This is a genomic window from Polaromonas sp. LjRoot131, from assembly GCF_964252805.1.
Classification (GTDB): Bacteria; Pseudomonadota; Gammaproteobacteria; order Burkholderiales; family Burkholderiaceae_C; genus Polaromonas.
In genome coordinates this window covers 1,349,425-1,370,297 of sequence record NZ_CAXUPF020000001.1, presented here as the reverse complement: position 1 = coordinate 1,370,297, position 20,873 = coordinate 1,349,425, and the positions used below count along the sequence as shown (strand labels likewise).

General features: G+C 65.9%; 21 protein-coding genes. 10 read left to right on the top strand and 11 right to left on the bottom strand.

Annotated elements, in window-relative coordinates; translation table 11 throughout:
- Window positions 1-831, top strand: coding sequence for an NRDE family protein (locus tag ACSQ27_RS06355; protein ID WP_436154612.1), 831 nt, complete (start codon window positions 1-3; stop codon window positions 829-831).
- Between the two features lie 6 nt (window positions 832-837).
- Here ACSQ27_RS06355 and ACSQ27_RS06350 read toward each other — a convergent pair whose 3' ends face one another.
- Together ACSQ27_RS06350 and ACSQ27_RS06345 are read right to left on the bottom strand one after the other, a co-directional pair.
- A complete protein-coding gene (locus ACSQ27_RS06350; RefSeq protein WP_436154611.1) occupies window positions 838-1,695 on the bottom strand; it encodes a YbgC/FadM family acyl-CoA thioesterase in 858 nt (285 codons plus the stop codon).
- 17 nt (window positions 1,696-1,712) lie between these two features.
- Complete coding sequence (locus tag ACSQ27_RS06345) at window positions 1,713-2,669, bottom strand: alpha/beta hydrolase (RefSeq protein WP_436154610.1); 957 nt, start codon at window positions 2,667-2,669, stop codon at window positions 1,713-1,715.
- Window positions 2,670-2,826: 157 nt separating this feature from the next.
- Between ACSQ27_RS06345 and ACSQ27_RS06340 the strand changes: the two genes are divergently transcribed.
- The gene (locus ACSQ27_RS06340) at window positions 2,827-3,963 is read left to right on the top strand and encodes an iron-containing alcohol dehydrogenase (RefSeq protein WP_436154609.1); all 1,137 of its coding nucleotides are present in this window, start codon (window positions 2,827-2,829) and stop codon (window positions 3,961-3,963) included.
- Window positions 3,964-4,293: 330 nt separating this feature from the next.
- Window positions 4,294-5,397, top strand: a complete 1,104-nt coding sequence (locus ACSQ27_RS06335; RefSeq protein WP_436154608.1) for a porin — start codon at window positions 4,294-4,296, stop codon at window positions 5,395-5,397.
- Window positions 5,398-5,426: 29 nt separating this feature from the next.
- Here ACSQ27_RS06335 and ACSQ27_RS06330 read toward each other — a convergent pair whose 3' ends face one another.
- Window positions 5,427-6,515 carry a patatin-like phospholipase family protein gene (locus ACSQ27_RS06330; RefSeq protein ID WP_436154607.1) on the bottom strand — a complete coding sequence of 363 codons (1,089 nt, stop codon included), beginning with the start codon at window positions 6,513-6,515 and terminating at the stop codon, window positions 5,427-5,429.
- Window positions 6,516-6,724: 209 nt separating this feature from the next.
- Complete coding sequence (locus tag ACSQ27_RS06325; protein WP_436154606.1) at window positions 6,725-9,094, bottom strand: Tex family protein; 2,370 nt, start codon at window positions 9,092-9,094, stop codon at window positions 6,725-6,727.
- Between the two features lie 186 nt (window positions 9,095-9,280).
- Here ACSQ27_RS06325 and ACSQ27_RS06320 point away from each other — a divergent pair, with 186 nt between their 5' ends.
- The 7 genes from ACSQ27_RS06320 to serA all read left to right on the top strand — a co-directional run bounded on the left by ACSQ27_RS06320 (window position 9,281) and on the right by serA (window position 14,175).
- Window positions 9,281-9,799, top strand: a complete 519-nt coding sequence (locus ACSQ27_RS06320) for a hypothetical protein (protein ID WP_436154605.1) — start codon at window positions 9,281-9,283, stop codon at window positions 9,797-9,799.
- 88 nt (window positions 9,800-9,887) lie between these two features.
- A complete protein-coding gene (locus tag ACSQ27_RS06315) occupies window positions 9,888-10,646 on the top strand; it encodes a DUF1223 domain-containing protein (protein WP_436154604.1) in 759 nt (252 codons plus the stop codon).
- A gap of 45 nt (window positions 10,647-10,691) precedes the next feature.
- Entirely contained in the window at window positions 10,692-11,186 is a 495-nt protein-coding gene (locus ACSQ27_RS06310; RefSeq protein ID WP_436154603.1) for a GNAT family N-acetyltransferase, read from the top strand.
- A 115-nt stretch (window positions 11,187-11,301) separates the two neighbouring features.
- Entirely contained in the window at window positions 11,302-11,814 is a 513-nt protein-coding gene (locus ACSQ27_RS06305) for a hypothetical protein (RefSeq protein WP_436154602.1), read from the top strand.
- A 33-nt stretch (window positions 11,815-11,847) separates the two neighbouring features.
- Window positions 11,848-12,333, top strand: a complete 486-nt coding sequence (locus ACSQ27_RS06300) for a rod shape-determining protein (RefSeq protein ID WP_436154601.1) — start codon at window positions 11,848-11,850, stop codon at window positions 12,331-12,333.
- Window positions 12,334-12,359: 26 nt separating this feature from the next.
- The gene (locus ACSQ27_RS06295) at window positions 12,360-12,860 is read left to right on the top strand and encodes an MOSC domain-containing protein (protein WP_436154600.1); all 501 of its coding nucleotides are present in this window, start codon (window positions 12,360-12,362) and stop codon (window positions 12,858-12,860) included.
- Between the two features lie 85 nt (window positions 12,861-12,945).
- Window positions 12,946-14,175, top strand: coding sequence for a phosphoglycerate dehydrogenase (serA, locus tag ACSQ27_RS06290; RefSeq protein ID WP_436154599.1), 1,230 nt, complete (start codon window positions 12,946-12,948; stop codon window positions 14,173-14,175).
- A gap of 91 nt (window positions 14,176-14,266) precedes the next feature.
- Here the strand turns inward: serA and ACSQ27_RS06285 are convergent, their stop codons facing one another.
- The 7 genes from ACSQ27_RS06285 to ACSQ27_RS06255 all read right to left on the bottom strand — a co-directional run bounded on the left by ACSQ27_RS06285 (window position 14,267) and on the right by ACSQ27_RS06255 (window position 20,838).
- Complete coding sequence (locus ACSQ27_RS06285) at window positions 14,267-14,863, bottom strand: DsbC family protein (RefSeq protein ID WP_436154598.1); 597 nt, start codon at window positions 14,861-14,863, stop codon at window positions 14,267-14,269.
- Between the two features lie 46 nt (window positions 14,864-14,909).
- Window positions 14,910-15,749 (bottom strand): alpha/beta hydrolase family protein, encoded by an 840-nt coding sequence (locus ACSQ27_RS06280; protein WP_436154597.1) that lies wholly within the window; start codon window positions 15,747-15,749, stop codon window positions 14,910-14,912.
- Window positions 15,749-16,654, bottom strand: coding sequence for an SDR family oxidoreductase (locus ACSQ27_RS06275; RefSeq protein ID WP_436154596.1), 906 nt, complete (start codon window positions 16,652-16,654; stop codon window positions 15,749-15,751). The genes ACSQ27_RS06280 and ACSQ27_RS06275 overlap by 1 nt, the downstream gene beginning before the upstream one ends.
- An 83-nt stretch (window positions 16,655-16,737) precedes the next feature.
- Window positions 16,738-17,193, bottom strand: coding sequence for a GNAT family N-acetyltransferase (locus tag ACSQ27_RS06270; protein WP_436154595.1), 456 nt, complete (start codon window positions 17,191-17,193; stop codon window positions 16,738-16,740).
- Window positions 17,190-18,128 carry a glutathione S-transferase family protein gene (locus ACSQ27_RS06265; protein ID WP_436154594.1) on the bottom strand — a complete coding sequence of 313 codons (939 nt, stop codon included), beginning with the start codon at window positions 18,126-18,128 and terminating at the stop codon, window positions 17,190-17,192. The genes ACSQ27_RS06270 and ACSQ27_RS06265 overlap by 4 nt, the downstream gene beginning before the upstream one ends.
- A 29-nt stretch (window positions 18,129-18,157) precedes the next feature.
- A complete protein-coding gene (locus ACSQ27_RS06260; protein WP_436154593.1) occupies window positions 18,158-19,798 on the bottom strand; it encodes an isovaleryl-CoA dehydrogenase in 1,641 nt (546 codons plus the stop codon).
- Between the two features lie 23 nt (window positions 19,799-19,821).
- Window positions 19,822-20,838 carry an NADP-dependent oxidoreductase gene (locus ACSQ27_RS06255; RefSeq protein ID WP_436154592.1) on the bottom strand — a complete coding sequence of 339 codons (1,017 nt, stop codon included), beginning with the start codon at window positions 20,836-20,838 and terminating at the stop codon, window positions 19,822-19,824.
- Between the last annotated feature and the right edge of the window lie 35 nt (window positions 20,839-20,873).

Below are 20,873 nucleotides of genomic sequence, written 5' to 3'. Positions count from 1 at the left end.
GTGTGCCTCGTCGCCTTCGCCACAGGCGCTTCCGAACGCTGGCCGCTGGTGATCGCGGCCAACCGCGATGAATTCCTGGAGCGGCCCACGCTGCCGCTGGCCCGCTGGAAAACCGCCTCGGGTCAGGAAATCATCTCGGGCCGCGACCTGCGCGGCGGCGGCACCTGGATGGGCATCACGCCCGCCGGCCGCATCGCTTTTCTGACCAATGTGCGGCAGGCCCAGCCCGAGGCCGCGCCGCGTTCGCGCGGTGAACTGGTCACGCGCTGGCTGGAAGGCGACAGCCCTGCGCTGGATTTTGTGGCGGCGCTTGAGGGCAATGGCGCGGCCTTTGGCGGCTTTAACCTGGTGGTTGGCGACTTGCGGCGCAACGCCTGGACCTGGATCACCAATCAATATGAAGGTGCGCCGGCCTTGCATGCCCAGGCTTTGGCGCCCGGCTTGTATGGGCTTTCCAATGCCGGGCTGGACACGCCCTGGCCTAAAACCCTTGAATTGAAACGCGTGCTGGCGGCCGCCCTGCAAACCGGCGATGGCCGGGAAGGTTTGCAAAAACTGCTGTGGACCGCATTGGGCAGCCGGCAGCGCGCCTTGCCCGCGGAGCTTCCGCACACCGGCGTGCCGCTCGACCTGGAAGAAGCGCTCTCAAGCGCCTTTGTGGAAGTGCCGGGCCGCGCCTACGGCACGCGCTGCAGCACCGTGCTGCTGGCGACGGCCCCCGGCATCGGTTGGAATATCGAGCTGGAAGAGCGCACCCATGGCCGCGAGGACCCGGCCGCCGCCGCCGTACGCCGCGAGCAATTCAACTGGCAGCCGTCCGCGCCCGTCTAAGGTCGCTCAGGGCGCCTTGACCATCTCGATGTGCGGAATGCCGACTTCCTCAAACGGTTCGCCGCGCGGCAAGAATCCAAGGCGCTGGTAAAAGCCCTCGGCGCTGCGCTGGGCGTAGAGCATCACTTCGCCGTCACCGCGGCTGCGGGCCGCTTCCATCAAGGCATTCAGGATGTCGCGGCCGACGTTGGAGCCGCGCAGCGCATGGTGCACCGCCATGCGGCCTATCTTGCCCACGCCGTCCGCGTGGCGGACCAGCCGCCCGGTCGCAATGCCCTGCCCCAGGCCGTTGTAGGCCACGGCATGCAGGGCCGTGCTGTCGGCCTCGTCCCACTCCATCTCCATGGGAATGCCCTGCTCCCGCACGAAGACAGCGGTGCGCACCCTGCCGGCGTCGGCGCCCAGCGCGGCCCAGTCGCCGGTCTTGACCTGCAGCATGGCCTCGCCGGCTTCATAGCCTGTCAGCACGCGGCGCAGCACATCGGGAACGGGTTTGGAGGTTTGCGAGGCCGGGTCGGCAAACACATAAACCAGCTCGCAGCTGATCAGCAGTTGGTCGCCGCGGAAGATCGCGCCTGAAAACGCCATGGACGAATTGCCGATGCGCGCGCACTTGAGCGCCACGTCGATCTGCTCGTCAAAACGCGCCGAGCCGTGGTATTCCACGGTCGCTTTCTTGACGTAGAGGTCACCGTCCAACTGCACCATGGCCTCTTCATACGGCAGCGCCAGCGCGCGCCAGTAGTCGGTGATGGCCGTGTCGAAGTACATCAGGTAGTGCGCGTTGAACACGATTTTTTGCATGTCCACCTCAGCCCAGCGCACGCGCAGGCGGTGAAAAAAGCGGAAGTCCTGTCGTTTCATGCTTGTCGTCCCCTTTTTTATGAATCCAGCCCGAAGGCGCCGCGCAGCGCCGCCGCCGCATCGGCATGGGCGCGCCTGGCTTCGGGAATGATGCGGCCCATCTTGATGAATTCGTGGGTGACGCCGCGGTAAATCTCCAGGTCCACCGCCACGCCGGCCGCGCGCAGTTTGTCGGCATACATCACGCCCTCATCGACCAGCGGGTCGCATTCGGCCAGGCCCACCCAGGCCGGGGCGGCGCCGTCCACGTCGGGCGCGTTCAGCGGCGCGAAACGCCAGTCGTCGCGGTCCGCCGGGCTGCGCACGTACTGGCTGAAGAACCAGGTGATGTCGGCCTCGCTGAGTACAAAGCCTTCGGCGAAAGTTTTGTGCGAAGGCGTGTCCTGGTGGGCGGTGCAGCCCGGGTAAATCAGCAACTGCAGGGCCAGCGGCAAGCCGGCGTCACGCGCCAGCACCGCGCACATGGCGGCCAGCGTGCCGCCCGCGCTGTCGCCGCCCACGGCGATGCGCGAGGCGTCCAGGCCTTGGTCCGCGGCGTGAGCGGCGAGCCACTGCAGCGCGTCCCAGGCATCATTGGCGGCCGTCGGAAACTTGTGCGCCGGTGCCAGGCGGTAATCGACCGAGACCACGGCAATGCCGGCCAGCAGGCTCAGTTGCCGGCACAGGATGTCGTGCGTGGCAACGCTGCCCACCGTGAAACCGCCGCCGTGGAAGAACAGCAGCACCGGCAGGGCCTGGTCCGACGGGGCGTAGAGCTGCGCGCCCAGCGATTCGCCGTCGCGCGCGGGAATGCGCAGGTCCTGCACGCGGGCCAGCGCGGGTTTGGGGATTTCCAGCACACCGGCGCCGGCCTCATAGGCGGCCCGGGCCTGGTCAGGGCTCAGGCTGTGGAACGGTGGGCGATTGGCGCGGGCGATGCGGCTCAGCACATCGCGCATGGCGGGGGTCAACAGGGTTTGCGGGTTGGGCGGCATCAGTGAAAGGCGGGGATCAAAACGCGGGCGCTATCACCGAGGTGACGGGAATCGGGGTTGGCGTGCGGGGGATTCGGGCGGAATGCCTTGAAAGCCATTAAAGTCAGCGCAAGGACCCGCATCCCCCCACATCGTACAACGCAGAAAGACAGCCCGCATGGCCTTCATTTATTACGTCACCCAGATCCAGTTCGAATTCGGCGCCGTGAAACTGCTCAAGCAGGAATGCGAACGCGTGGGCATCACGCGCCCGCTGATCGTGACCGACCCCGGCGTCAAGGCGGCCGGCATTTTGCAGAAAGCGCTGGACGCCCTGCCGGGCATGAAGGTCACGGTGTTCGACCAGACGCCCTCCAACCCGACCGAGGCTGCGGTACGCGCCGCGGCCGAGCTCTACAAATCCAGCGGCTGCGACGGCCTGATCGCCGTGGGCGGCGGCTCGGCAATCGACTGCGCCAAGGGCGTGGCCATCGCGGCCACGCATGAAGGCCCGCTCACCACCTACGCCACCATCGAAGGCGGCTCCCTCAAGATCACCGACCGCGCCGCGCCACTGATCGCCGTGCCCACCACCAGCGGCACCGGTAGCGAGGTCGCGCGCGGCGCCATCATCATCGTGGACGACCACCGCAAGCTGGGGTTCCATTCCTGGCACCTGGTGCCCAAAACCGCGATCTGCGACCCCGAACTCACGCTGGGCCTGCCCGCCAAACTGACGGCCGCCACCGGCATGGACGCCATCGCGCATTGCATGGAAACCTTTATGTCGGCGGCCTTCAACCCGCCGGCCGACGGCATCGCGCTGGACGGCCTGGAGCGCGGCTGGGCCCACATCGAGCGCGCCACCCGCGACGGCAGCGACCGCGATGCGCGTTTCAATTTGATGAGCGCCTCCATGCAAGGCGCCATGGCCTTCCAGAAAGGCCTGGGCTGCGTGCACTCGCTGAGCCACAGCCTGGGCGGCGTGGACCCGCGCCTGCACCACGGCACGCTGAACGCGATGTTCCTGCCGGCGGTGGTGCGCTTCAACGCAGAAGCCGAGTCGGTGCAAAAAGACAAGCGCCTGGATCGCATGGCGCGTGCCATGGGACTGGCCTCAGGCGGCGACATCGCCGAGGCCATCCGCGACATGAACGCCCGGCTGGGCCTGCCCACCGGGCTGGCGGCAATGGGCGTTCAACGTGAGCAGTTTGGGCAGATCATTACCGGCGCGCTTGCAGACCATTGCCACAAGACGAACCCGCGGATTGCCAGCGCGGAGGAATACGAAAAGATGCTGGCGGCTTCGCTCTAGCGTCCCGCCGCCCCGCCCTGTTCTGTCTCCGCTGCGGCAAGCCGCAGCGCCCTCGCGCCTGGTGCACCCCGGCCGCGCCCCTATTCCGTAGCGAAGTTTTCAGCCGCAAACGGATTCTGAATGAAACCCCGAATATGGTTACGTCTCATAACCATAAACGGGCGACTTGGCAAGAGTCTATTTACTTATCTTTTATAACCAAAATCCCGTTACGCTTGGCCCGTGGTTAACGATTTCCACGCAATCGGCTGCGGCGGGTTGCGGGGCGCAGGGATCCGGGAGGGCGCCAGGTCGGTAAGCACGCCAGATCAACAACATACAGGAGACATCATGAAAACCCAATTGTTCGCACTCTCGGTGCTGTCGGCGGCCTGCTGCACGGCCCAGGCCCAGAGCTCCGTCACGGTCTATGGCGTGCTCGATTCCTTCCTCGAGCTGGCGTCCGCGGGCAACGGCACGGTGACGCGCATCTCCAGCGGCGGCGCCATGGGCTCGCGCTTCGGCTTTCGTGGCTCGGAAGACCTGGGCGGCGGCCTGAAGGCGAACTTCATCCTGGAAGCCGGCCTCCTGCTGGACACGGGCGCCAGCACCGGCACCGCCACCGTCCCGACCAGCACCGTCCCGACGGGCGCCTCCTATATGTTCCAGCGCCTGGCGACGGTGGGCCTGAGCGGCGATTTCGGCGCCGTCAACATCGGCCGCCAGTACACGCCGCACTTCGGCACCATGGCGGCGTTCGACCCGGCCGGTTTCACCATGTCGGGGGCCTTGAACTACTACGCCGGCCCCGGCGTGGGCATCAACGGCGGCTCACTCGCCGACGCCACTACGCGCCGCGACAACTCCATCCAGTACACCACGCCGACCTGGAGTGGGTTCAAGGCCAATGTGTTTTACGCCTTCGGCGAATCGACCGGCGTGGGCCAGCCCAAATCCACCGGCAACACGCTCAACATTGCCGCCGGCTACGCCAGCAGCACGCTGTCCGCGCAAGTCAGCTACCTGACGGAAAAAACCATTTACATCGTCGGCAACACCGACAAGTACACCGATTTTGCGATTTCCTACGATTTCGGGGTCATCAAACCTTCCGCCATTTTTGTGCGCCGCCGCGGTGACGCGGCCGCCGCGCCCGCGCTCGATGCCTACCAGATCGGCGCCTCGGCTCCCCTGGGTGCGGGCAAGCTGATCGCCACCTACGGCCAGCTCAAGAACAAGACCACGGCCAACTCGAACTCCAAGGCCATCGGTGTGCGCTACGACTATGCACTGTCCAAGCGCACCACGCTCTATGGCGGCGCGACCAAGATCAGCAACCAGGCCGGTGCCGGCTACACCATCAGCGGCGGCGGCGGCAGCTCGCCGGGCCTGGCCCTCTCAGCCGTCGGCCAGAGCCCGAAGTCGGTGTACGCGGGTATCGCGCACGTGTTTTAAGCGTTTAAGCGGCAGCGGGCGCGCTTAGCTCACAGCGCGCCCAGTTGCCCCAGGTCCGGCCGCGCCAGCCATTCCTGCCATTCCTCGGCCAACTGGGCGCTGGCGGCGGTGGCCGCGCTCCATGCCTTTACCCGAGCCTGCAAGTCAGGCCCATAGCGTACAAAGTCCGTGCGGTCGGGCAGCTTGCCGTTGGGCAGCTTTTGTTTGATCCACTCCGGATCCGGCGCCAGCAACACCATGTTGTCGAGGAAGTGCGTGGCCTTGTGGCGCCACTTGAGGCCTTTGTCCAGCCAGCCGGGCACCACCGATTTCTGGAAATGCGGGTAGAGCACCAGGCCCGCCCCGTCCGCTTCCTCTTTGCCGCCGTAATTGAGGTGCAAGTGGTAGTCGGTGATGCCGCCATCCCAATAGGCGCCGGGCGGCCCGCCGGGCACGTTGTGCACCGAGCGCAGCACAAAGGGGATCGAACAGCTGGCTTGCAGCGCGAGCTTGAAGTTGTCCTCGCTGAGCTCGACCTGGCGTGTGCGGTAGTCGCTGGTGGCGAACGGCAGTTTCGCCTCGGGCGTGGAAAACACCACACGCTCCAGCCAGGCGCCCATGGCCTTGCGGTGCAGGCTGTTGGTGAGGAAGGCGCCCAGGTAACCCAGCGGCGTGGCCAGCTTGTGCTCGCGGCCCAGCAGGTGGCGCCCGCGTGAGGTCACGATGTGCAGCCTGTAGCGCGGGTGTTGCAGCACCTCGTGCACGCGGCCGCCGTAAAACTCTTTGAGGCTCTGGCCGAACTGCTCGCTCACGAAATCCGCGGTCGGCCGTTTCTGGCCGGGCTGCAGTTCGTAATGCTGGTGGATGTAGTCGTGCTCCAGCCGCGTAAAACCCGCCGCCGGGTCGTTCAGGCAGGCCGTCGCCATGCGCCAGGCGCCTATCGAGGCGCCCACCAGGTGCACCGGGTGGTCGGTTTTTGCGAGCCAGTCGCCAAAGATAAAACGGTCCAGCGCGCCCAGGATCAAGCCTTTGGGGCCACCGGCCGCACCCGGCACCACGCCGATGTCTTTGGGCCGCAGGCCGTGCTGTTCGATGTGCCGGCGCGCCTTGGGGCCGGCGTAAATGCGGAGGGCTTTCATGGGAGGTCCTGAGCCGCTCAAAAACCCTCCTGGCGTTGTTGCGCCGCCTTGCCGTACTGGTGTACTGTCTGCGGCGACGCGCCTAGCCAGGACCGCTTCGCTGGGTTTTGTGAACGGCTCTTAAAGCTGATGGCAAATGATGAATGAGAGCGTATTGGACCATCGGGTCTAGGGAGCGGCTGTCCTTTATGGGACCGCGCCCTCCCCGCCTACTTCTTGAGCGCTGCCAGCTTGCTGAAGGCCGATTCCATGGCCGTGGCGGCCGCCGGTTGCGGCGCGCCGCTGCGCCCGCCGCCGTAATTGCCGCCGCCGCGGTTCTGCCCGCCGGGCGGCCGCGCGCTTTCAAAGCGGTTGTCGCGCGGGCCGTCGCGGCGCGCCGGCGCGGCGTCCAGCTTCATGGTCAGGCCTATGCGCTTGCGTGCCACGTCGACCTCGGTCACGCGCACTTTCACGATGTCGCCGGTCTTGACGACTTCACGCGCGTCGTTCACGAACTTGTTGGCGAGCTGGCTCACATGGACCAGGCCGTCCTGGTGCACGCCGATGTCGACAAAGGCACCGAAGGCCGCGACGTTGCTGACCGTGCCTTCCAGCGTCATGCCTTCCTTCAGGTCCTTGATGTCTTCCACGCCGTCATTGAAACGCGCGACCTTGAAATCCGGGCGCGGGTCGCGGCCGGGTTTTTCGAGTTCGGTGAGGATGTCCTTGACGGTGATCACGCCGAACTGCTCGTTGGCGAACAGCTCGGGCTTCAGGGTTTTCAGCATCTCGGCGCGGCCCATGAGCTCAGCCACTGGCTTGCCGGTATGCGCCATGATTTTTTCGACCACCGGATAGGTTTCGGGGTGCACGCCCGTCATGTCCAGCGGGTTGCTGCTGCTGCGCAAGCGCAAAAAGCCCGCGCTCTGCTCAAAAGTCTTGGCGCCCAGGCCGGTCACCTTGAGCAAATCGGCACGCGAGGCGAAGGCGCCGTTGGCATCGCGCCAGCGCACCACCGACTTGGCGACGGTCTGCGACAGGCCCGAGACGCGCGCCAGCAGCGGCACGCTGGCGGTGTTCAGGTCCACACCCACGCTGTTCACGCAATCCTCGACCACGGTGTCCAGGCTGCGCGCCAGGTCGCTCTGGTTCACGTCGTGCTGGTACTGGCCCACACCGATGGATTTGGGGTCTATCTTCACGAGTTCGGCGAGCGGGTCTTGCAGGCGGCGCGCGATGCTGGCCGCTCCGCGCAGGCTCACGTCCACGTCGGGCATTTCCTGCGAGGCGAATTCGCTGGCCGAATACACCGAGGCGCCGGCCTCGCTGACCACGACTTTTTCAATCACCTGCTCGACCTTGGCCATGCCCTTGATCAGGTCGGCGGCCAGCTTGTCGGTTTCGCGGCTGGCCGTGCCGTTGCCGATGGCGATCAGGTTGACGCCGTGTTTTTCACAGAGCTTGGCCAGCGTGTGCAGCGAGCCGTCCCAGTCCTTGCGCGGCTCGTGCGGGTAGACGGTGGAGGTTTCCACCAGCTTGCCGGTGGCGTCGACCACCGCCACCTTCACGCCGGTGCGGATTCCCGGGTCCAGGCCCATCACCACGCGCGGGCCGGCGGGCGCCGCCAGCAGCAGGTCGCGCAGGTTGTCGGCAAACACCTTGATCGCGACTTTTTCGGCCTCTTCGCGCAGACGCGTGAAGAGGTCGCGCTCCAGCGAGAGGCTGAGCTTGACGCGCCAGGTCCAGGCCACGGCCTTGCGGATCAGGTCATCGGCCGGGCGCGCCTTGTGGCTCCAGCCCAGGTGCAGGGCGATCTTGCCTTCGGCGATGCTCGGTTTGCCGGGTTCGGCCTGCTCGGGCAGCAGCAGCTTGGCATCCAGGATTTCCAGGCCGCGGCCGCGGAACACGGCCAGCGCGCGGTGCGAAGGCACGCGGCCGATAGGCTCGTCATAGTCGAAGTAGTCGCGGAACTTGCTGTTGTCGGCGTGGTTCTCGTCCTTGCCGGCCACCAGCTTGGAGCTGAACAGCCCTTCGCTCCACAGCCAGTTGCGCAGCGACTGCACCAGGCCCGCATCTTCGGCCCAGCGTTCGCTGAGGATGTCGCGCACGCCGTCCAGCACCGCCTGCACGGTGGTGAAGTCGTCGCCACTTTCGTTTTTCTCGGCCTTCACAAAGGCCGCGGCCTCATCGGCCGGCACCAGCGACGGGTCGGCGAACAGCTTGTCGGCCAGCGGCTCGATGCCGGCCTCGCGCGCGATCTGGCCCTTGGTGCGGCGTTTGGGCTTGAAGGGCAGGTACAAGTCTTCCAGGTCCTGCTTGGTAGCGGCGAACTCGACCGCCGCGCGCAGTTCGGGCGTGAGCTTGCCCTGCTCCTCGATGCTTTTGAGCACCGCCTCACGGCGCTCTTCGAGCTCGCGCAGGTAGCCGAGCCGGTATTCAAGTTCGCGCAGCTGGATGTCGTCCAGCCCGCCGGTGGCCTCCTTGCGGTAGCGCGCGATAAAGGGAACGGTGGCGCCGCCGTCGAGCAGCTCCACGGCCGTCTTGATCTGGTGTTCCTGGACTTTGATTTCTGCCGCGATCTGGCGGATGATTTTTTGCATGTCGGAAAAAAGGGCTGAAAAGCTGGAAAGAATGAAACAGGAGTGAGCGGCCAGGGCGCGGGGTTTCGCGAACCCACAAACTGACGCCAAGGGTCGGCATTGTCCCACAGGCAAAACGCTCGCCGGCTCCCAATAATGGCCAAGGCTGAAAAGCAATTTCTTACATTTATTCAAGGGGAGACGGACATGAGAATTCGCACGATATTGCTGGTGGTGGGCATCCTGCTGCTGTCGGGCCTGGTGGCCCTGAACCTCGACGAGTTCACGCGCGTGAGCATGCTGAGCCTGGGCTTTACCACCGTGCAGGTCTCCCTGGGCCTGTTCATGTTGTTGCTGCTGGTGATCGCCACCGTGGTCTTCCTGGCCACCACGCTCTATATGCAAAGCAACCACCTGCTGGAAACCCGCAAGTACTCGCGTGAACTCAACACCCAGCGCGAGCTTGCCGACAAGGCCGAAGCCTCACGCTTCACCGAGTTGCGCAGCTACCTGGAAGTCCAGGCCTTGGCCGCGCAGCACCGCGAAGCCGCCGCGGCCACCGTGCTGGCCGAACGTTTTGCCCAGCAGCAGCAGGCCTTGCTGGCGCGGCTGGAGCAAATCGACAACAGCGTGGCGGCCCATGTGGGCCAGCTGGAAGACCAGTTGGAGCGCCGCACTGGCATGGGCAGCGCGCAAAAAGACCACCGGACCATGCCGCTGGTGTAAGAAACGCCGGCAGCGGGCGACCAATGGCCATCTGCAGGAGGCCGCACTTTCCGGGTGCGGCGCCTGTTCAACGCCCCTGGAGACGCCCATGCCAACCCGTTCAAACCCACGAATCCATTCGATTACGGCTCTCACCCTGCTGTCCATGAGCTGCGGCGCGTTTGCGGCACAAGATGCCTGCAGCGCTGCGTCAGGCCCGGCCATCACCCCGGTGATGGAGCTCTACACCTCCGAAGGCTGCAGCTCCTGCCCACCTGCCGACAAATGGCTGTCTTCGCTCAAGGGCTCCGGCATGGTGGTGCAGGCTTTTCACGTCGGTTATTGGGACTACATCGGCTGGGTCGACCGTTTTGCCGCGCCGGCCTACACCAAACGCCAGCATGAAGTCGCCGAGCGCAACAAGCTGCGCAGCGTCTACACCCCGCAGGCCGTGCTCAACGGCCAGGACCTGCCCGCCTGGGGGCCCAGGCCGCCCGGCGGCAAGGAGCCGGCGCGCGCCGCCATCGTGCTGACGCGGCTGGGCGCCGACCAGTTTGAAGCGCTGGTGACGCCGGTGGCCGGGCGGCAACTGTCGCCTTCGTGGTCGGCCTACTGGACCGTTACCGAGCACGGCCACAATTCCAAAGTGCAGGCGGGCGAGAACACCGGCGCCTTCCTCAAGCACGACTTTGTGGTGCGCCAGTACACCCAGGCCGGCGACTACAAAAGCGAGGACGCGTCGCCGCAAAAGCTGGTCTTTCGCAGCATCGCCGCCACGCCCGGCCATGAACGCCAGGTCAACCTCGTGGTGTTCGACCCCAAAAGCGGCAAGACCCTGCAGGCCGTGAGCCTGCAATGCCCGGCCTGAAGAATTTGTGATCAGGTTCCGGCGGGGCTGCCGCACAATGGCGCAATGGATTCCTCGCCCCCGCCCTCTTCTTCTGCACCGCCAGGCCTGCGCCCACCCGAGGCCGCCGATTACCTGGCGCTGGGGAGCTGGGTCAAGGACGCCGACACCTGCCTGCGCTGGGCCGGCCCCAGGCTGAAATATCCGTTCAAGCCGGCACGGCTCGCGCAACTGCTGGCCGAGCCCGGCGCCCACAGCTTTGTCATGAGCCGAGGCCCGGCAGCACCGGCCCTGGGTTTCGGGCAGTTCTGGGTGCGCGATCCCGGGGCGGCGCACCTCGCCCGCATCATCCTGGCACCGCAGGCACGCGGCCAGGGCCTGGGTACCACGCTGTGCGAACTGCTGATGGCCGAGGCCGCACGCGCCACCGGCGCAAGCGCCTTCACGCTGCGCGTCTACCGCGACAACGACCCGGCGCTGGCGATCTACGAACGCCTGGGTTTTGGGGTGGTTCCGGGCCTGTCGGATGAGCGGGTGTTTGCCATGCGCAGGGAATCCTAGGCGCTGCCACCGTTCGCTAAACTCGGTATCCGCGCCTCGCTGACGGTGACACTGGCATAGGTAGCCATGGATGCCGGGCTGGAGCCGCACCTATCCCACATGAAATGAAAGCAGCATGAACAGGCTCAAAAAAATACTGCGGGGATTGCTGCTGGCGCCCGTCGCGCTGTTCCTGCTGTTCGAGGAATGGGGTTGGGAACCGCTGGCCGCTGCCTTCGCGGCGCTGGGCCGGCTGCCGTGGTGGGGCCGGCTGGAGCGCTTCATCACCCGCCTGCCGCCCTGGGCCGCGCTGCTGGCCTTCGGCGTGCCCGTGCTCGCGCTGATCCCCATCAAACTGCTGGCGCTTTACCTCTTCGGCCAGGGCCACATCACCACGGGCCTGGGCTTGATTCTTGCTGCGAAGCTGGCAGGGACGGCGATGGCGGCCCGCCTGTTCCAGCTCACGCAGCCGGCGCTGATGCGCATGGCCTGGTTTGCCCGGCTCTACACACCCTGGAAGGCGTGGAAAGACAAGGTCATCGCGCAGGCCCGGGCCTCCTGGGCCTGGCGTGCGGCGCGCCGCTTGAAGAGCCGGGTCAAGCTGGCCGGCGCCAGGCTGCTGGCGGCGCTCAAAGCCGCGCTGTCATGATGAAAATTCAAGCTCACTGAAACTTTTCGCACCATGTTCGACCTCTTCAAACCCCCACTGTACATACGCCTCTCGCCGTTTCGCCTGACGGTGCGCAACGTCAAGACCGGCGAGTTCATCTCCGAAGTGCCCGAAATCGCCATCTCGCGCGGGCCCAAGCCCAAGGTGCTCGGCGCCGGCGACGAGGCGGCGCCGCACAAGTCCAGCAAGTCGGCGCAGGTGCTCAACCCATTCAGCCACCCGCGTTCCCTGGTGTCCGACTTCACGGTGGGCCAGCAGGTGCTCAAGGCCTTTGTGAAGAAGCTGGCCAAAAGCCACGCCCTCGCCGCCGCCCCTCGCGTGATGTTTCACCCCCAGGGCGATCCGGCCGGCGGCTTCACGCAGATAGAAATCCGGGCCCTGCACGAGATGGCCCTGGGCGCCGGCGCCTCGGAAGTCACCATCTGGCAGGGCCAGGATCTCACCGACGAACAGGTGCTGTCGCGCAACTACCCGCCCACGGGCCGGGTGCTCGAGTGAAAGCCGGGCCCGCGGACCTGCGCACGTTGACCCGCACATTTCCGCATGCAGGCCGGCTGGAGCGGATTTTCCTGCGGCCTGATCGGCGTGTTCCGGTGCTGGCCGTGGAAAGCGCCCTGGCGATCACGGGCCGTGGCCTGGAGGGCGACCGCTACGCCATCGGCGCGCAGGACGGCAAACGCCAGGTCACCCTGATACAGGCCGAACACCTGCCCGTACTCGCCTCCCTGGCCCGGCTGGAGGCGGTGGACGCCGCGGACCTTCGCCGCAATCTCGTGGTGGCCGGCCTGAACCTGCTGGCCGCCAAGTCGCTGTTCAAGGACCAACCCATGGAGCTGCGCATTGGCACCGTGGTGCTCGAGGTCACCGGCCCCTGCGAGCCCTGCTCCCGCATGGAGGAAGTGCTGGGCGCCGGCGGCTACAACGCCATGCGCGGCCATGGCGGGCTGATGGCACGCGTGCTGCAGGGCGGCTTGCTGCGGGTGGGCGATGTGGTGGTTTGCGAGCGGCCTGAACAAAACCGCTAGCCGGATCGGCCCAAACCGTGTGCCGGTATGGGTATTGGGCATAGGTCATACTGACCTTCCATCCACTCCTTGCCCTGCCGCCTCCATGAACAAAACCTCGGTCGACAAGCACAAAATCAAATTCCTGCTGCTCGAGGGCATACACCCCTCCGCCGTGGAAGTTCTCAAGGCCGCGGGTTATTCGAATATTGAAAGCCTGTCCGGCGCCTTGCCCGATGACGAGCTCAAGGCCAAGATCGCCGACGTGCATTTTGTCGGCATACGTTCGCGCACCCAGCTCACGGCCGAGGTGTTCGCCCAGGCCGGCAAGCTCGCCGCCGTCGGCTGCTTTTGCATAGGCACCAACCAGGTCGACCTGGTCGCGGCCCGCGAGCGCGGCATCGCGGTCTTCAATGCGCCGTTTTCCAACACACGCTCGGTGGCCGAGCTGGTGCTGGCCGAGGCGATCTTGCTGCTGCGCGGCGTGCCCGAAAAAAGCGCGGTCGCGCACCGCGGCGGCTGGCTCAAGTCGGCCGAGAACGCTTATGAGATCCGCGGCAAGACCCTGGGCATCGTCGGCTACGGCTCCATAGGCACGCAGCTCTCGGTGCTGGCCGAGGCGCTGGGCATGCACGTCGTGTTTTTCGACGTGGTGACCAAGCTGCCGCTGGGCAATGCCCGCCAGGTGGCCCAGCTCAAGGACCTGCTGGCCCAGTCCGACGTGGTGAGCCTGCACGTGCCTGAAACCCAGGCCACGCAGTGGATGATGGGCGCGGCCGAGATCGCCGCGATCAAGCCCGGCGGCGTGCTGATCAACGCCTCACGCGGCACGGTGGTCGAGATCGAGCCGCTGGCCCAGGCCCTGAAAAACAAACAACTGCTGGGCGCCGCCATCGACGTCTTCCCGGTCGAGCCGCGCAGCAACAAGGACATTTTCGAGTCGCCCCTGCGCGGCCTGGACAACGTGATCCTCACGCCGCACGTGGGCGGCTCCACCATGGAAGCCCAGGAAAACATCGGCATCGAGGTCGCCGAAAAACTCGTGAAATACAGCGACAACGGCACCTCGACCTCGTCCGTCAACTTCCCCGAAGTCGCGCTGCCGGCCCACCCCGGCAAACACCGCCTGCTGCACATCCACCGCAACGTGCCCGGCGTGCTCTCGGAAATCAACAAGGTATTCGCCGGCAACGGCATCAACATCGCCTCGCAGTACCTGCAGACGAACGAGGCCGTGGGCTACGTCGTGATCGACATCGATGCCGCGCATTCCGACATGGCACTGGCCAAGCTGGCCGAGGTGCCGGGGACAATCCGCAGCCGGGTTTTGTTCTAGTCGGCGCCGCTCAAAAAGCCCTCCTGGCGTTGTTGCGCCGCCTGGCCAGGACCGCTTCGCTGGGCTTTGTGAGTGGCTTTAAGTATCAGATTTATTGTCCCGGCGCTTGCAAACCCAGCAACTCCGCCAGCGCGGCAGTCGGCAAAGCGCCTTCGCGCGAGACCACCGCACCGGTCTGCGCGTGGGTGCCGACGATGCTGGGGATGCCACTAAAGCCCAGCCGGGTCATCAGCGCGGTATTTTTGGCGACGGCGTCTTTTTGCGGGTCTATGCTGCTGGCGGCACTGATGCCACCGCGCCCTGCTTTCATGGAAGCCTCATGCTCGTCCATGGCGGCCACGGGGTCGCCGGAGGCCAGCAAGGTGGCGCCTTGCGCGGTGCTGGCGGCGTTGAGGATGCCGACGGGAATCCAGACAAACTTGGCCTGGGACTTCAGCGGCTTGGCCGCGTCCCACAGCACGGCGCAATGCGGGCACTGCGCGTCGAAGAAAACGTAAACGGTGCGCCGGCTCATCTGCGAGCCGACGACAAAACCTTTGGCCTCGGCCGCGATGGCTTCTACTGAAATGGGTGCAGCCGCTGCTGCAGCCTTTGGTGCACCGGCTTCGGGGGCGTCATTGCAGCCGACGAGCAGCAAAGTGCAGGCCGCCAGCGCGGCGGTGATAAGTGAGGGCAAGGATTTGGGCATGGTGGCGGCCGTCGGTGAACGAAAAGCCAAGAATAGCCCAGTAGCGCTACTTCGACAGCGCTTCCACCAATTCCCCCGCCAGCATGAAGAATTCCGGCGAGCGCAGCACCGACACATGGGTGGCGTTCATCGCATAGGTCACGCGGGTCTTGAGGCCGCGGGCCTGCAGGGCCCTGACGTAGCTTTCGCTGAACAGGGGCAAGGTGTTTTCGTCCTTGTTGCCGACCACCAGGCTCACCAGCGTGCCGGTCGGCATTTTTCCGGCCTCGGCCAGCGGCGAGAGGCTGGTCCAGGCGCCCTTCTTGCCGGCTGAGCTGACGCGCCACTGCCGCCATGCGGGCACGTCGCAAGGGCAGGCGGCCAGCAGGTAGGCGTCAGCGCTGCCGGGAAAGCGGCCGGCGAGCAAGGCTGCCATGGCGGCACCGCCCGAATGGCCGACCAGCAAGATCTTCTTGCCGGGATTCAGGCTGCGCAATTGCAACAGGGCTGCGGCGACGATGTCGAGGTTCTGCGGCGTGTAGTCGTCATCGCCGGGGCCGGACTGGCCGTCGGACGCACCCAGATCGCTGCGATAACCGGGCCGCTGCATGGCTACGGTGACGGCCTGAATTTTTTCCGCGAGCATGGCGGCAGCGCCGCTATCGGCTTTCAGTTCGGTGCGCCCGCCGTTGTCGCCGTGCAGGAAGACGACCAGCACCTTGGGCGTGACGCGGGCCGAAGCCTGCGCGGGCGCCAAGGTGCGTATGACCAGGCAATGCCGGCTGTCCCCTGCCCGCTCCACGCCGTCGGCCTTTTTGCCGTCAGGGCATGTGGCTTGTTGCGCGAAGGCGTTTGCCCCCGCCAGGCCAAGCAGCAGCAGGCCGGCAAGGGCCAGGATGCGCCGCATCAGGCGCCGCGCAAGGCGGCTTTCAGTTGCTGGCCGATCTCGGGCTTGTCGGCAAACGGGTCGGTCGGGTTGCGCGCCTGCAGCACGTCTTCGAGGCGCGTCTGCACAGAGTTGATCGCTTTGGGGTGGCTGTAGATGTAGAACTGGTTGTTCGCGATGGCGTCGAAGACCAGTTTTGCCACGTCGGCGGCGGTGACCTTGCCGGAGCCCACGGCCTTGCCGGTCATGGCCTGCTGGATCATCTGGCTCTTGGTGGGCTTGTCGCTGGCGAGTTCGGCCGGGCGGTTGCGGTGGCTCATGCCTATGCCGGTGGCCACAAAGAAGGGGCACAGCACCGAGGCGCCGACCTGGTCGGTCACCAGGCCCAGGTCCTGGTACAGGGTTTCGCTGAGGGACACGACGGCGTGCTTGCTGACGTTGTAGACGCCCATATTGGGCGGGTTCAGCAGGCCGGCCATGCTGGCGGTGTTGACGATGTGGCCTTGCCAGGCCGGGTCTTTGGCGGCGGCTTCCAGCATCATGGGCGTGAAGATGCGCACGCCGTGCACCACGCCCATGACGTTGACGCCCATCACCCATTCCCAGTCCTTGAGGCTGTTTTCCCAGATCAGGCCGCCCGCGCCCACGCCGGCGTTGTTGAAGACGAAGTGCGGCGCGCCGAAGCGCTCGAACACGGCCTTGCCCATGGCTTCCATCTGCGTTGCGCTGGAAACGTCGAGCTTGAAGGACAGCACCTGGGCGCCGGCGGCCTTCATCTCCTCTGCGGCTTTGTCCAACGCGTCCTGCTGCACGTCGGCCAGCACCAGGTTCATGCCCAGTTTGGCGCCCAGGCGCGCGCATTCCAGGCCGAAGCCCGAGCCCGCGCCGGTCAGCACTGCCGTTTTGCCTTTGAAGTCCGTGATCATTGCGTGTCTTCCTTGATGTCTTGAATACGAAAATTGTCCATGAGACACATGCTTGCGCGTGTCACCCAGGCAACTCTGGCCAATCAGGCTACGCGCAGCATTTCAATGTGCGGTATGCCGTCTTCGATATAAGGTTCGCCGTTCTGCACAAAACCGTGCTGCTGGTAGAACTTTTCGAGCCGCGCCTGGGCGCCTATGCGTATGGGCTGCGGGCCCCAGTGCGCCTGCAGGCGCTCAATCGCCTCTTTCATCAGCACATGGCCGATGCCGCCGCCGCGCGCCGAGGCGTGCGTGACAACGCGGCCTATGCTGGCCTCGGCGAACTTGGCGCCGGCGGCAAAGCAGCGTGCGTAAGCGGCCAGCCTGCCGTCCCGCACGCCGAGCAAATGCATGGCCTCGGTGTCGGCGCCGTCCAGGTCCTGGAAGGCGCAGGCCTGTTCGAGCACAAAAACCTCGCTGCGCAGCTGCAGCAGTTCATAAAGCTCCAGCGTGTCCAGCGCGCTGAAGGGCAGAAAACGCCAGGTGATGATGCCGCTCATTCGGGGGTGGCGGCTTTCAGCGAATAGCCTATGCGCGGGAAATGCACGTGCACCGTGCCGGCGCGCGGGTCCATGCGGCGCAGCGTGTAGTGCATGCGGGTCGCGGCGATCAGCTCGCCTTCGGTGGGCTCGGGGCCGAAGCTTTCGCTGCTGATACGCACCAGCGTGCCCAGCGGAATGCCGTGCTCGTCCTGGAACAGCTCGTCTTGCAACGGCGCCGGGGTGGCAGCGGCGGCCACAGCGACGGCGTCGCTGGAACTGGATTTTTCAAAACTGCCGTGGTCTATGGCGGCCATGCGGTCCATCCAGTCGAGCACGGCCGGCGTGAGTTTGAGGATGCCCGCGAGCACCGGGGTTTGTGTGCGCGTGAACCACAGCGGGTGGTACATCGCAAAGTCGGCGATGCAGGGCACGTCGCCCAGCACAAAAGGCCTGTCGTCCAGCATGTCGGAGATGCGCCGCAGGTAGGACTTGTAGGCCGCCGCGGCGTCGCTGGAGCGCAGGCGCGGCATTCCGAAGCTCATGGCCTTGCGGTCTTCACCGAAAGCGCGCGCGGCTTCGGGCGGCGCTTTTTCAAAAATCTGCGCCACGCCCTTGGGCTGGGTGTTGAAAGCCATGGAGGTCCAGAACAGCGTGTTGTCGGCCCAGTGCGCCAGCGTGCGCGCCAGGCCCTTGCTGGGCTCGGGGTAGACGCTGGGCAGGGGCTGCAAATGCTCGAGCACGTCGCTGATCAGGGCGGTGTCGCAATAAATGTCGGCGCCGATTTGCAGGATGGGCGTCTTGCGGTAGCCGCCCGTGAGCGCGACCACGTCGGGCTTGGGCATGATCATCGGGATGATGACGGACTTCCAGGCCAGGTTTTTGTAGCCCAGCATCAGCCGCGTTTTTTCGGCGAAGGGCGACGAGGGGTAGTGGTGAAGAATCAGCTCGCTCATGGGTGTCTCCAGGATGTTTTTGTGTTGATTCAGCGGGGCATGGCCCGGGCGATGATGGCGTCGAAATCCGTGCCCGCACCCAGTGTGCCGAAGGACTGGCCCCAGTTGCCGGCCAGGCGCGAATCGCAAAAGGCGGCAAAAACGGCCGCGGGCGCCGTCTGCAGCAGCAGCGCGGCCTGCACGGCCAGCGCCACGTCCTGCGCGAGGCGGCGCGCCTCGACTTCGCTCGCCATCTCTTCGATGCGCGTGGGCAGCGCGGCGGCCAGTTTGTCCAGCGCCGGGTGCGCGCCTTTGGCGGCGGCCAGCTCCTGCGCCAGCGCGGCCACGGCGTCGGCCTTGCGCAGGGCGCGCAGCAAGTCCAGCGCCATGATGTTGCCCGCGCCTTCCCAGATGGAATTGAGTGGCATCTCGCGGTAGACGCGGGCCATGATGCCTTCGCCGCCCTCCTCCACATAGCCGTTGCCGCCCAGGCATTCCATGGCCTCCTGCGCGAAGTGGCTGCCGCGCTTGCAGATCCAGAACTTGGCGACCGGCGTCAGCAGGCGCGCCATGGCGGCCTCGTGCGCGTCGCCCGGGCGGTCGAAGGCGCGGGCCAGGCGCATTGCCAGCGCCGTGGCGGCTTCGGATTCGAGTGCCAGGTCGGCCAGCACGTTGCGCATCAGCGGCTGGTCCACCAGCAGCTTGCCGAAGGCCTTGCGCTGTGAGGTGTGGTTCAACGCCAGGGCCAGCGCCTGGCGCATCAGGCCGCTGGTGCCCAGCGCGCAGTCCAGCCGCGTCATGGTGCCCATCTCGAGGATTTGCGGGATGCCGCGGCCTTCGCCGCCGACCAGCCAGGCCTGCGCGCCTTCAAATTCCACCTCGGAGCTGGCATTGGCCTTGTTGCCAAGCTTGTCCTTGAGGCGCTGGATGCGGATGGCGTTAAGGCCGCCGTCGGGCAGCACGCGCGGCAGGAAAAAGCAGCTCAGGCCGCTTTGCGTCTGGGCCAGCACCAGGAAGGCGTCGCACATGGGCGCCGAAAAAAACCATTTGTGGCCGGTGATGGCATAACGCTCACCCCAGCCGTCAAGGCCTGCGGGCTCGGCCCGTGTGGTGTTGGCTCGCACGTCGGAGCCGCCCTGCTTTTCGGTCATGCCCATGCCCATGGTGAGACCGGCCTTGGCCTGCCACGGCTTGAGTTCCGGGTCGTAGGCGCGGCTGGCCAGCCTGGGGCCCCAGTCGGCGTAAATGGCTGTGTTGCCGCGCAGCGCGGGCGTGGCCGCGTAGCTCATGGAGATGGGACACAGCGTCGACGGTTCGAGTTCGGTGAACAGCATGAAGCCCGCGGCGCGCCTGACATGCGGGCTGGCGTCTTCATCGCTCCAGGGCGAGCCATGCAAACCCGCGCCCGTGGCCAGCTTCATGAGCTCGTGATAGCTCGGATGAAACTCCACCTGGTCCACCCGCCGCCCAAAGCGGTCATGGCTGTGCAGCACCGGCCCATGCACATTGGCCAGGCGCGCATGGGTCTGCATCGCGCCGCTGCCCAAGGTGGCGCCGAGCTGCCTCAGCCCGGTGGTGTCCAGTGCAGGTGCGTTGAACTTCAGCGCATCACGCAGCGGCCGGTTGGTCTCGAACAGGTTGTAATCAGCCAGCGGTGCGGGCTGGTTGAAGACTTCATGGGTGGAGTTCATCGCAAACCTCCTGGTGGGCAAGCCTAGATCAGTTTCACCAGTTGTTTGCCGAAGTTCTTGCCTTTGAGCAATCCGAGGAAGGCCTCTGGCGCCGATTCAATCCCCTGCGCCACGGTTTCGCGCGGACGCAGCTTGCCGGTGCCCACCAGCGTGCCGAGTTCCTTGAGCGCTTCGGGCCAGACTTCCATGTGCTCGGCCACGATAAAACCCTGCAGCTTGAGGCGGGCGGTCAGGATCAGCGCCGGGTAGGCCAGCGGCATGGGCCGGCCGTCGTAGCCGGCGATCATGCCGCACAGCGCGATGCGGCCGAAGGCATTCATGCGCGGCAGCACGGCGTCCAGCACCATTCCGCCGACGTTTTCGAAATAGCCGTCGATGCCGTCGGGGCAGGCATCGCGCAAGGCCTTGGACAGCGAGGCCGCATCAGCGTGCAGCTTGTAGTCTATGCAGGCGTCAAAGCCGAGTTCGTCGACCGCGTATTTGCATTTGTCGGGCCCGCCCGCGATGCCCACGGTACGGCAGCCGCGCGCTTTCGACAATGCGCCAAAAGCGCTGCCGACGGCGCCGGTGGCGGCGCTGACCACCATGGTCTGGCCGGCTTTGGGTTCGATGATTTTGACCAGACCGTACCAGGCGGTCACGCCGGGCATGCCGACCGCGCCCAGGTAATGCGACAGCGGCACGTGCGTGGTGTCGACCTTGCGCAGCGCACCGGGCTGGTCGGCATTGACCACGCTGTACTCCTGCCAGCCGCCCATGCCGACGACCTTGTCGCCGGGCTGGAATTTGGGCGAGCGGCTTTCGACCACTTCGCCGGCCGTCCCGCCCAGCATGACCTGGCCCAGCGGCTGCGGTGCGGCATAACTCTTGGCGTCGCTCATGCGGCCGCGCATATACGGGTCCAGGCTCAGGTAGTGGTGGCGCACCAGCACCTGGCCGTCCTGCAGCTCCGGCGTGTCGCTGGAGACCAGCATGAAGTTGCTGGCAGTGGCCTCGCCGGTGGGCCGGTTGTCGAGGAGGATTTGCTGGTTGATGGGCATGGAAGTCTCCTGTTGTGTATTGGGTGCCGCGGCTG

What these genes read in the sequence shown, in the direction of transcription:
- ACSQ27_RS06350 (WP_436154611.1), bottom strand. Translation starts at nt 1,695, where the DNA reads ATGAAACGACAGGACTTCCGCTTTTTTCACCGCCTGCGCGTGCGCTGG.
- ACSQ27_RS06345 (WP_436154610.1), bottom strand. Translation starts at nt 2,669, where the DNA reads ATGCCGCCCAACCCGCAAACCCTGTTGACCCCCGCCATGCGCGATGTG.
- ACSQ27_RS06340 (WP_436154609.1), top strand. Translation starts at nt 2,827, where the DNA reads ATGGCCTTCATTTATTACGTCACCCAGATCCAGTTCGAATTCGGCGCC.
- ACSQ27_RS06335 (WP_436154608.1), top strand. Translation starts at nt 4,294, where the DNA reads ATGAAAACCCAATTGTTCGCACTCTCGGTGCTGTCGGCGGCCTGCTGC.
- ACSQ27_RS06330 (WP_436154607.1), bottom strand. Translation starts at nt 6,515, where the DNA reads ATGAAAGCCCTCCGCATTTACGCCGGCCCCAAGGCGCGCCGGCACATC.
- ACSQ27_RS06325 (WP_436154606.1), bottom strand. Translation starts at nt 9,094, where the DNA reads ATGCAAAAAATCATCCGCCAGATCGCGGCAGAAATCAAAGTCCAGGAA.
- ACSQ27_RS06320 (WP_436154605.1), top strand. Translation starts at nt 9,281, where the DNA reads ATGAGAATTCGCACGATATTGCTGGTGGTGGGCATCCTGCTGCTGTCG.
- ACSQ27_RS06315 (WP_436154604.1), top strand. Translation starts at nt 9,888, where the DNA reads ATGCCAACCCGTTCAAACCCACGAATCCATTCGATTACGGCTCTCACC.
- ACSQ27_RS06310 (WP_436154603.1), top strand. Translation starts at nt 10,692, where the DNA reads ATGGATTCCTCGCCCCCGCCCTCTTCTTCTGCACCGCCAGGCCTGCGC.
- ACSQ27_RS06305 (WP_436154602.1), top strand. Translation starts at nt 11,302, where the DNA reads ATGAACAGGCTCAAAAAAATACTGCGGGGATTGCTGCTGGCGCCCGTC.
- ACSQ27_RS06300 (WP_436154601.1), top strand. Translation starts at nt 11,848, where the DNA reads ATGTTCGACCTCTTCAAACCCCCACTGTACATACGCCTCTCGCCGTTT.
- serA (WP_436154599.1), top strand. Translation starts at nt 12,946, where the DNA reads ATGAACAAAACCTCGGTCGACAAGCACAAAATCAAATTCCTGCTGCTC.
- ACSQ27_RS06285 (WP_436154598.1), bottom strand. Translation starts at nt 14,863, where the DNA reads ATGCCCAAATCCTTGCCCTCACTTATCACCGCCGCGCTGGCGGCCTGC.
- ACSQ27_RS06280 (WP_436154597.1), bottom strand. Translation starts at nt 15,749, where the DNA reads ATGCGGCGCATCCTGGCCCTTGCCGGCCTGCTGCTGCTTGGCCTGGCG.
- ACSQ27_RS06275 (WP_436154596.1), bottom strand. Translation starts at nt 16,654, where the DNA reads ATGATCACGGACTTCAAAGGCAAAACGGCAGTGCTGACCGGCGCGGGC.
- ACSQ27_RS06270 (WP_436154595.1), bottom strand. Translation starts at nt 17,193, where the DNA reads ATGAGCGGCATCATCACCTGGCGTTTTCTGCCCTTCAGCGCGCTGGAC.
- ACSQ27_RS06265 (WP_436154594.1), bottom strand. Translation starts at nt 18,128, where the DNA reads ATGAGCGAGCTGATTCTTCACCACTACCCCTCGTCGCCCTTCGCCGAA.
- ACSQ27_RS06260 (WP_436154593.1), bottom strand. Translation starts at nt 19,798, where the DNA reads ATGAACTCCACCCATGAAGTCTTCAACCAGCCCGCACCGCTGGCTGAT.
- ACSQ27_RS06255 (WP_436154592.1), bottom strand. Translation starts at nt 20,838, where the DNA reads ATGCCCATCAACCAGCAAATCCTCCTCGACAACCGGCCCACCGGCGAG.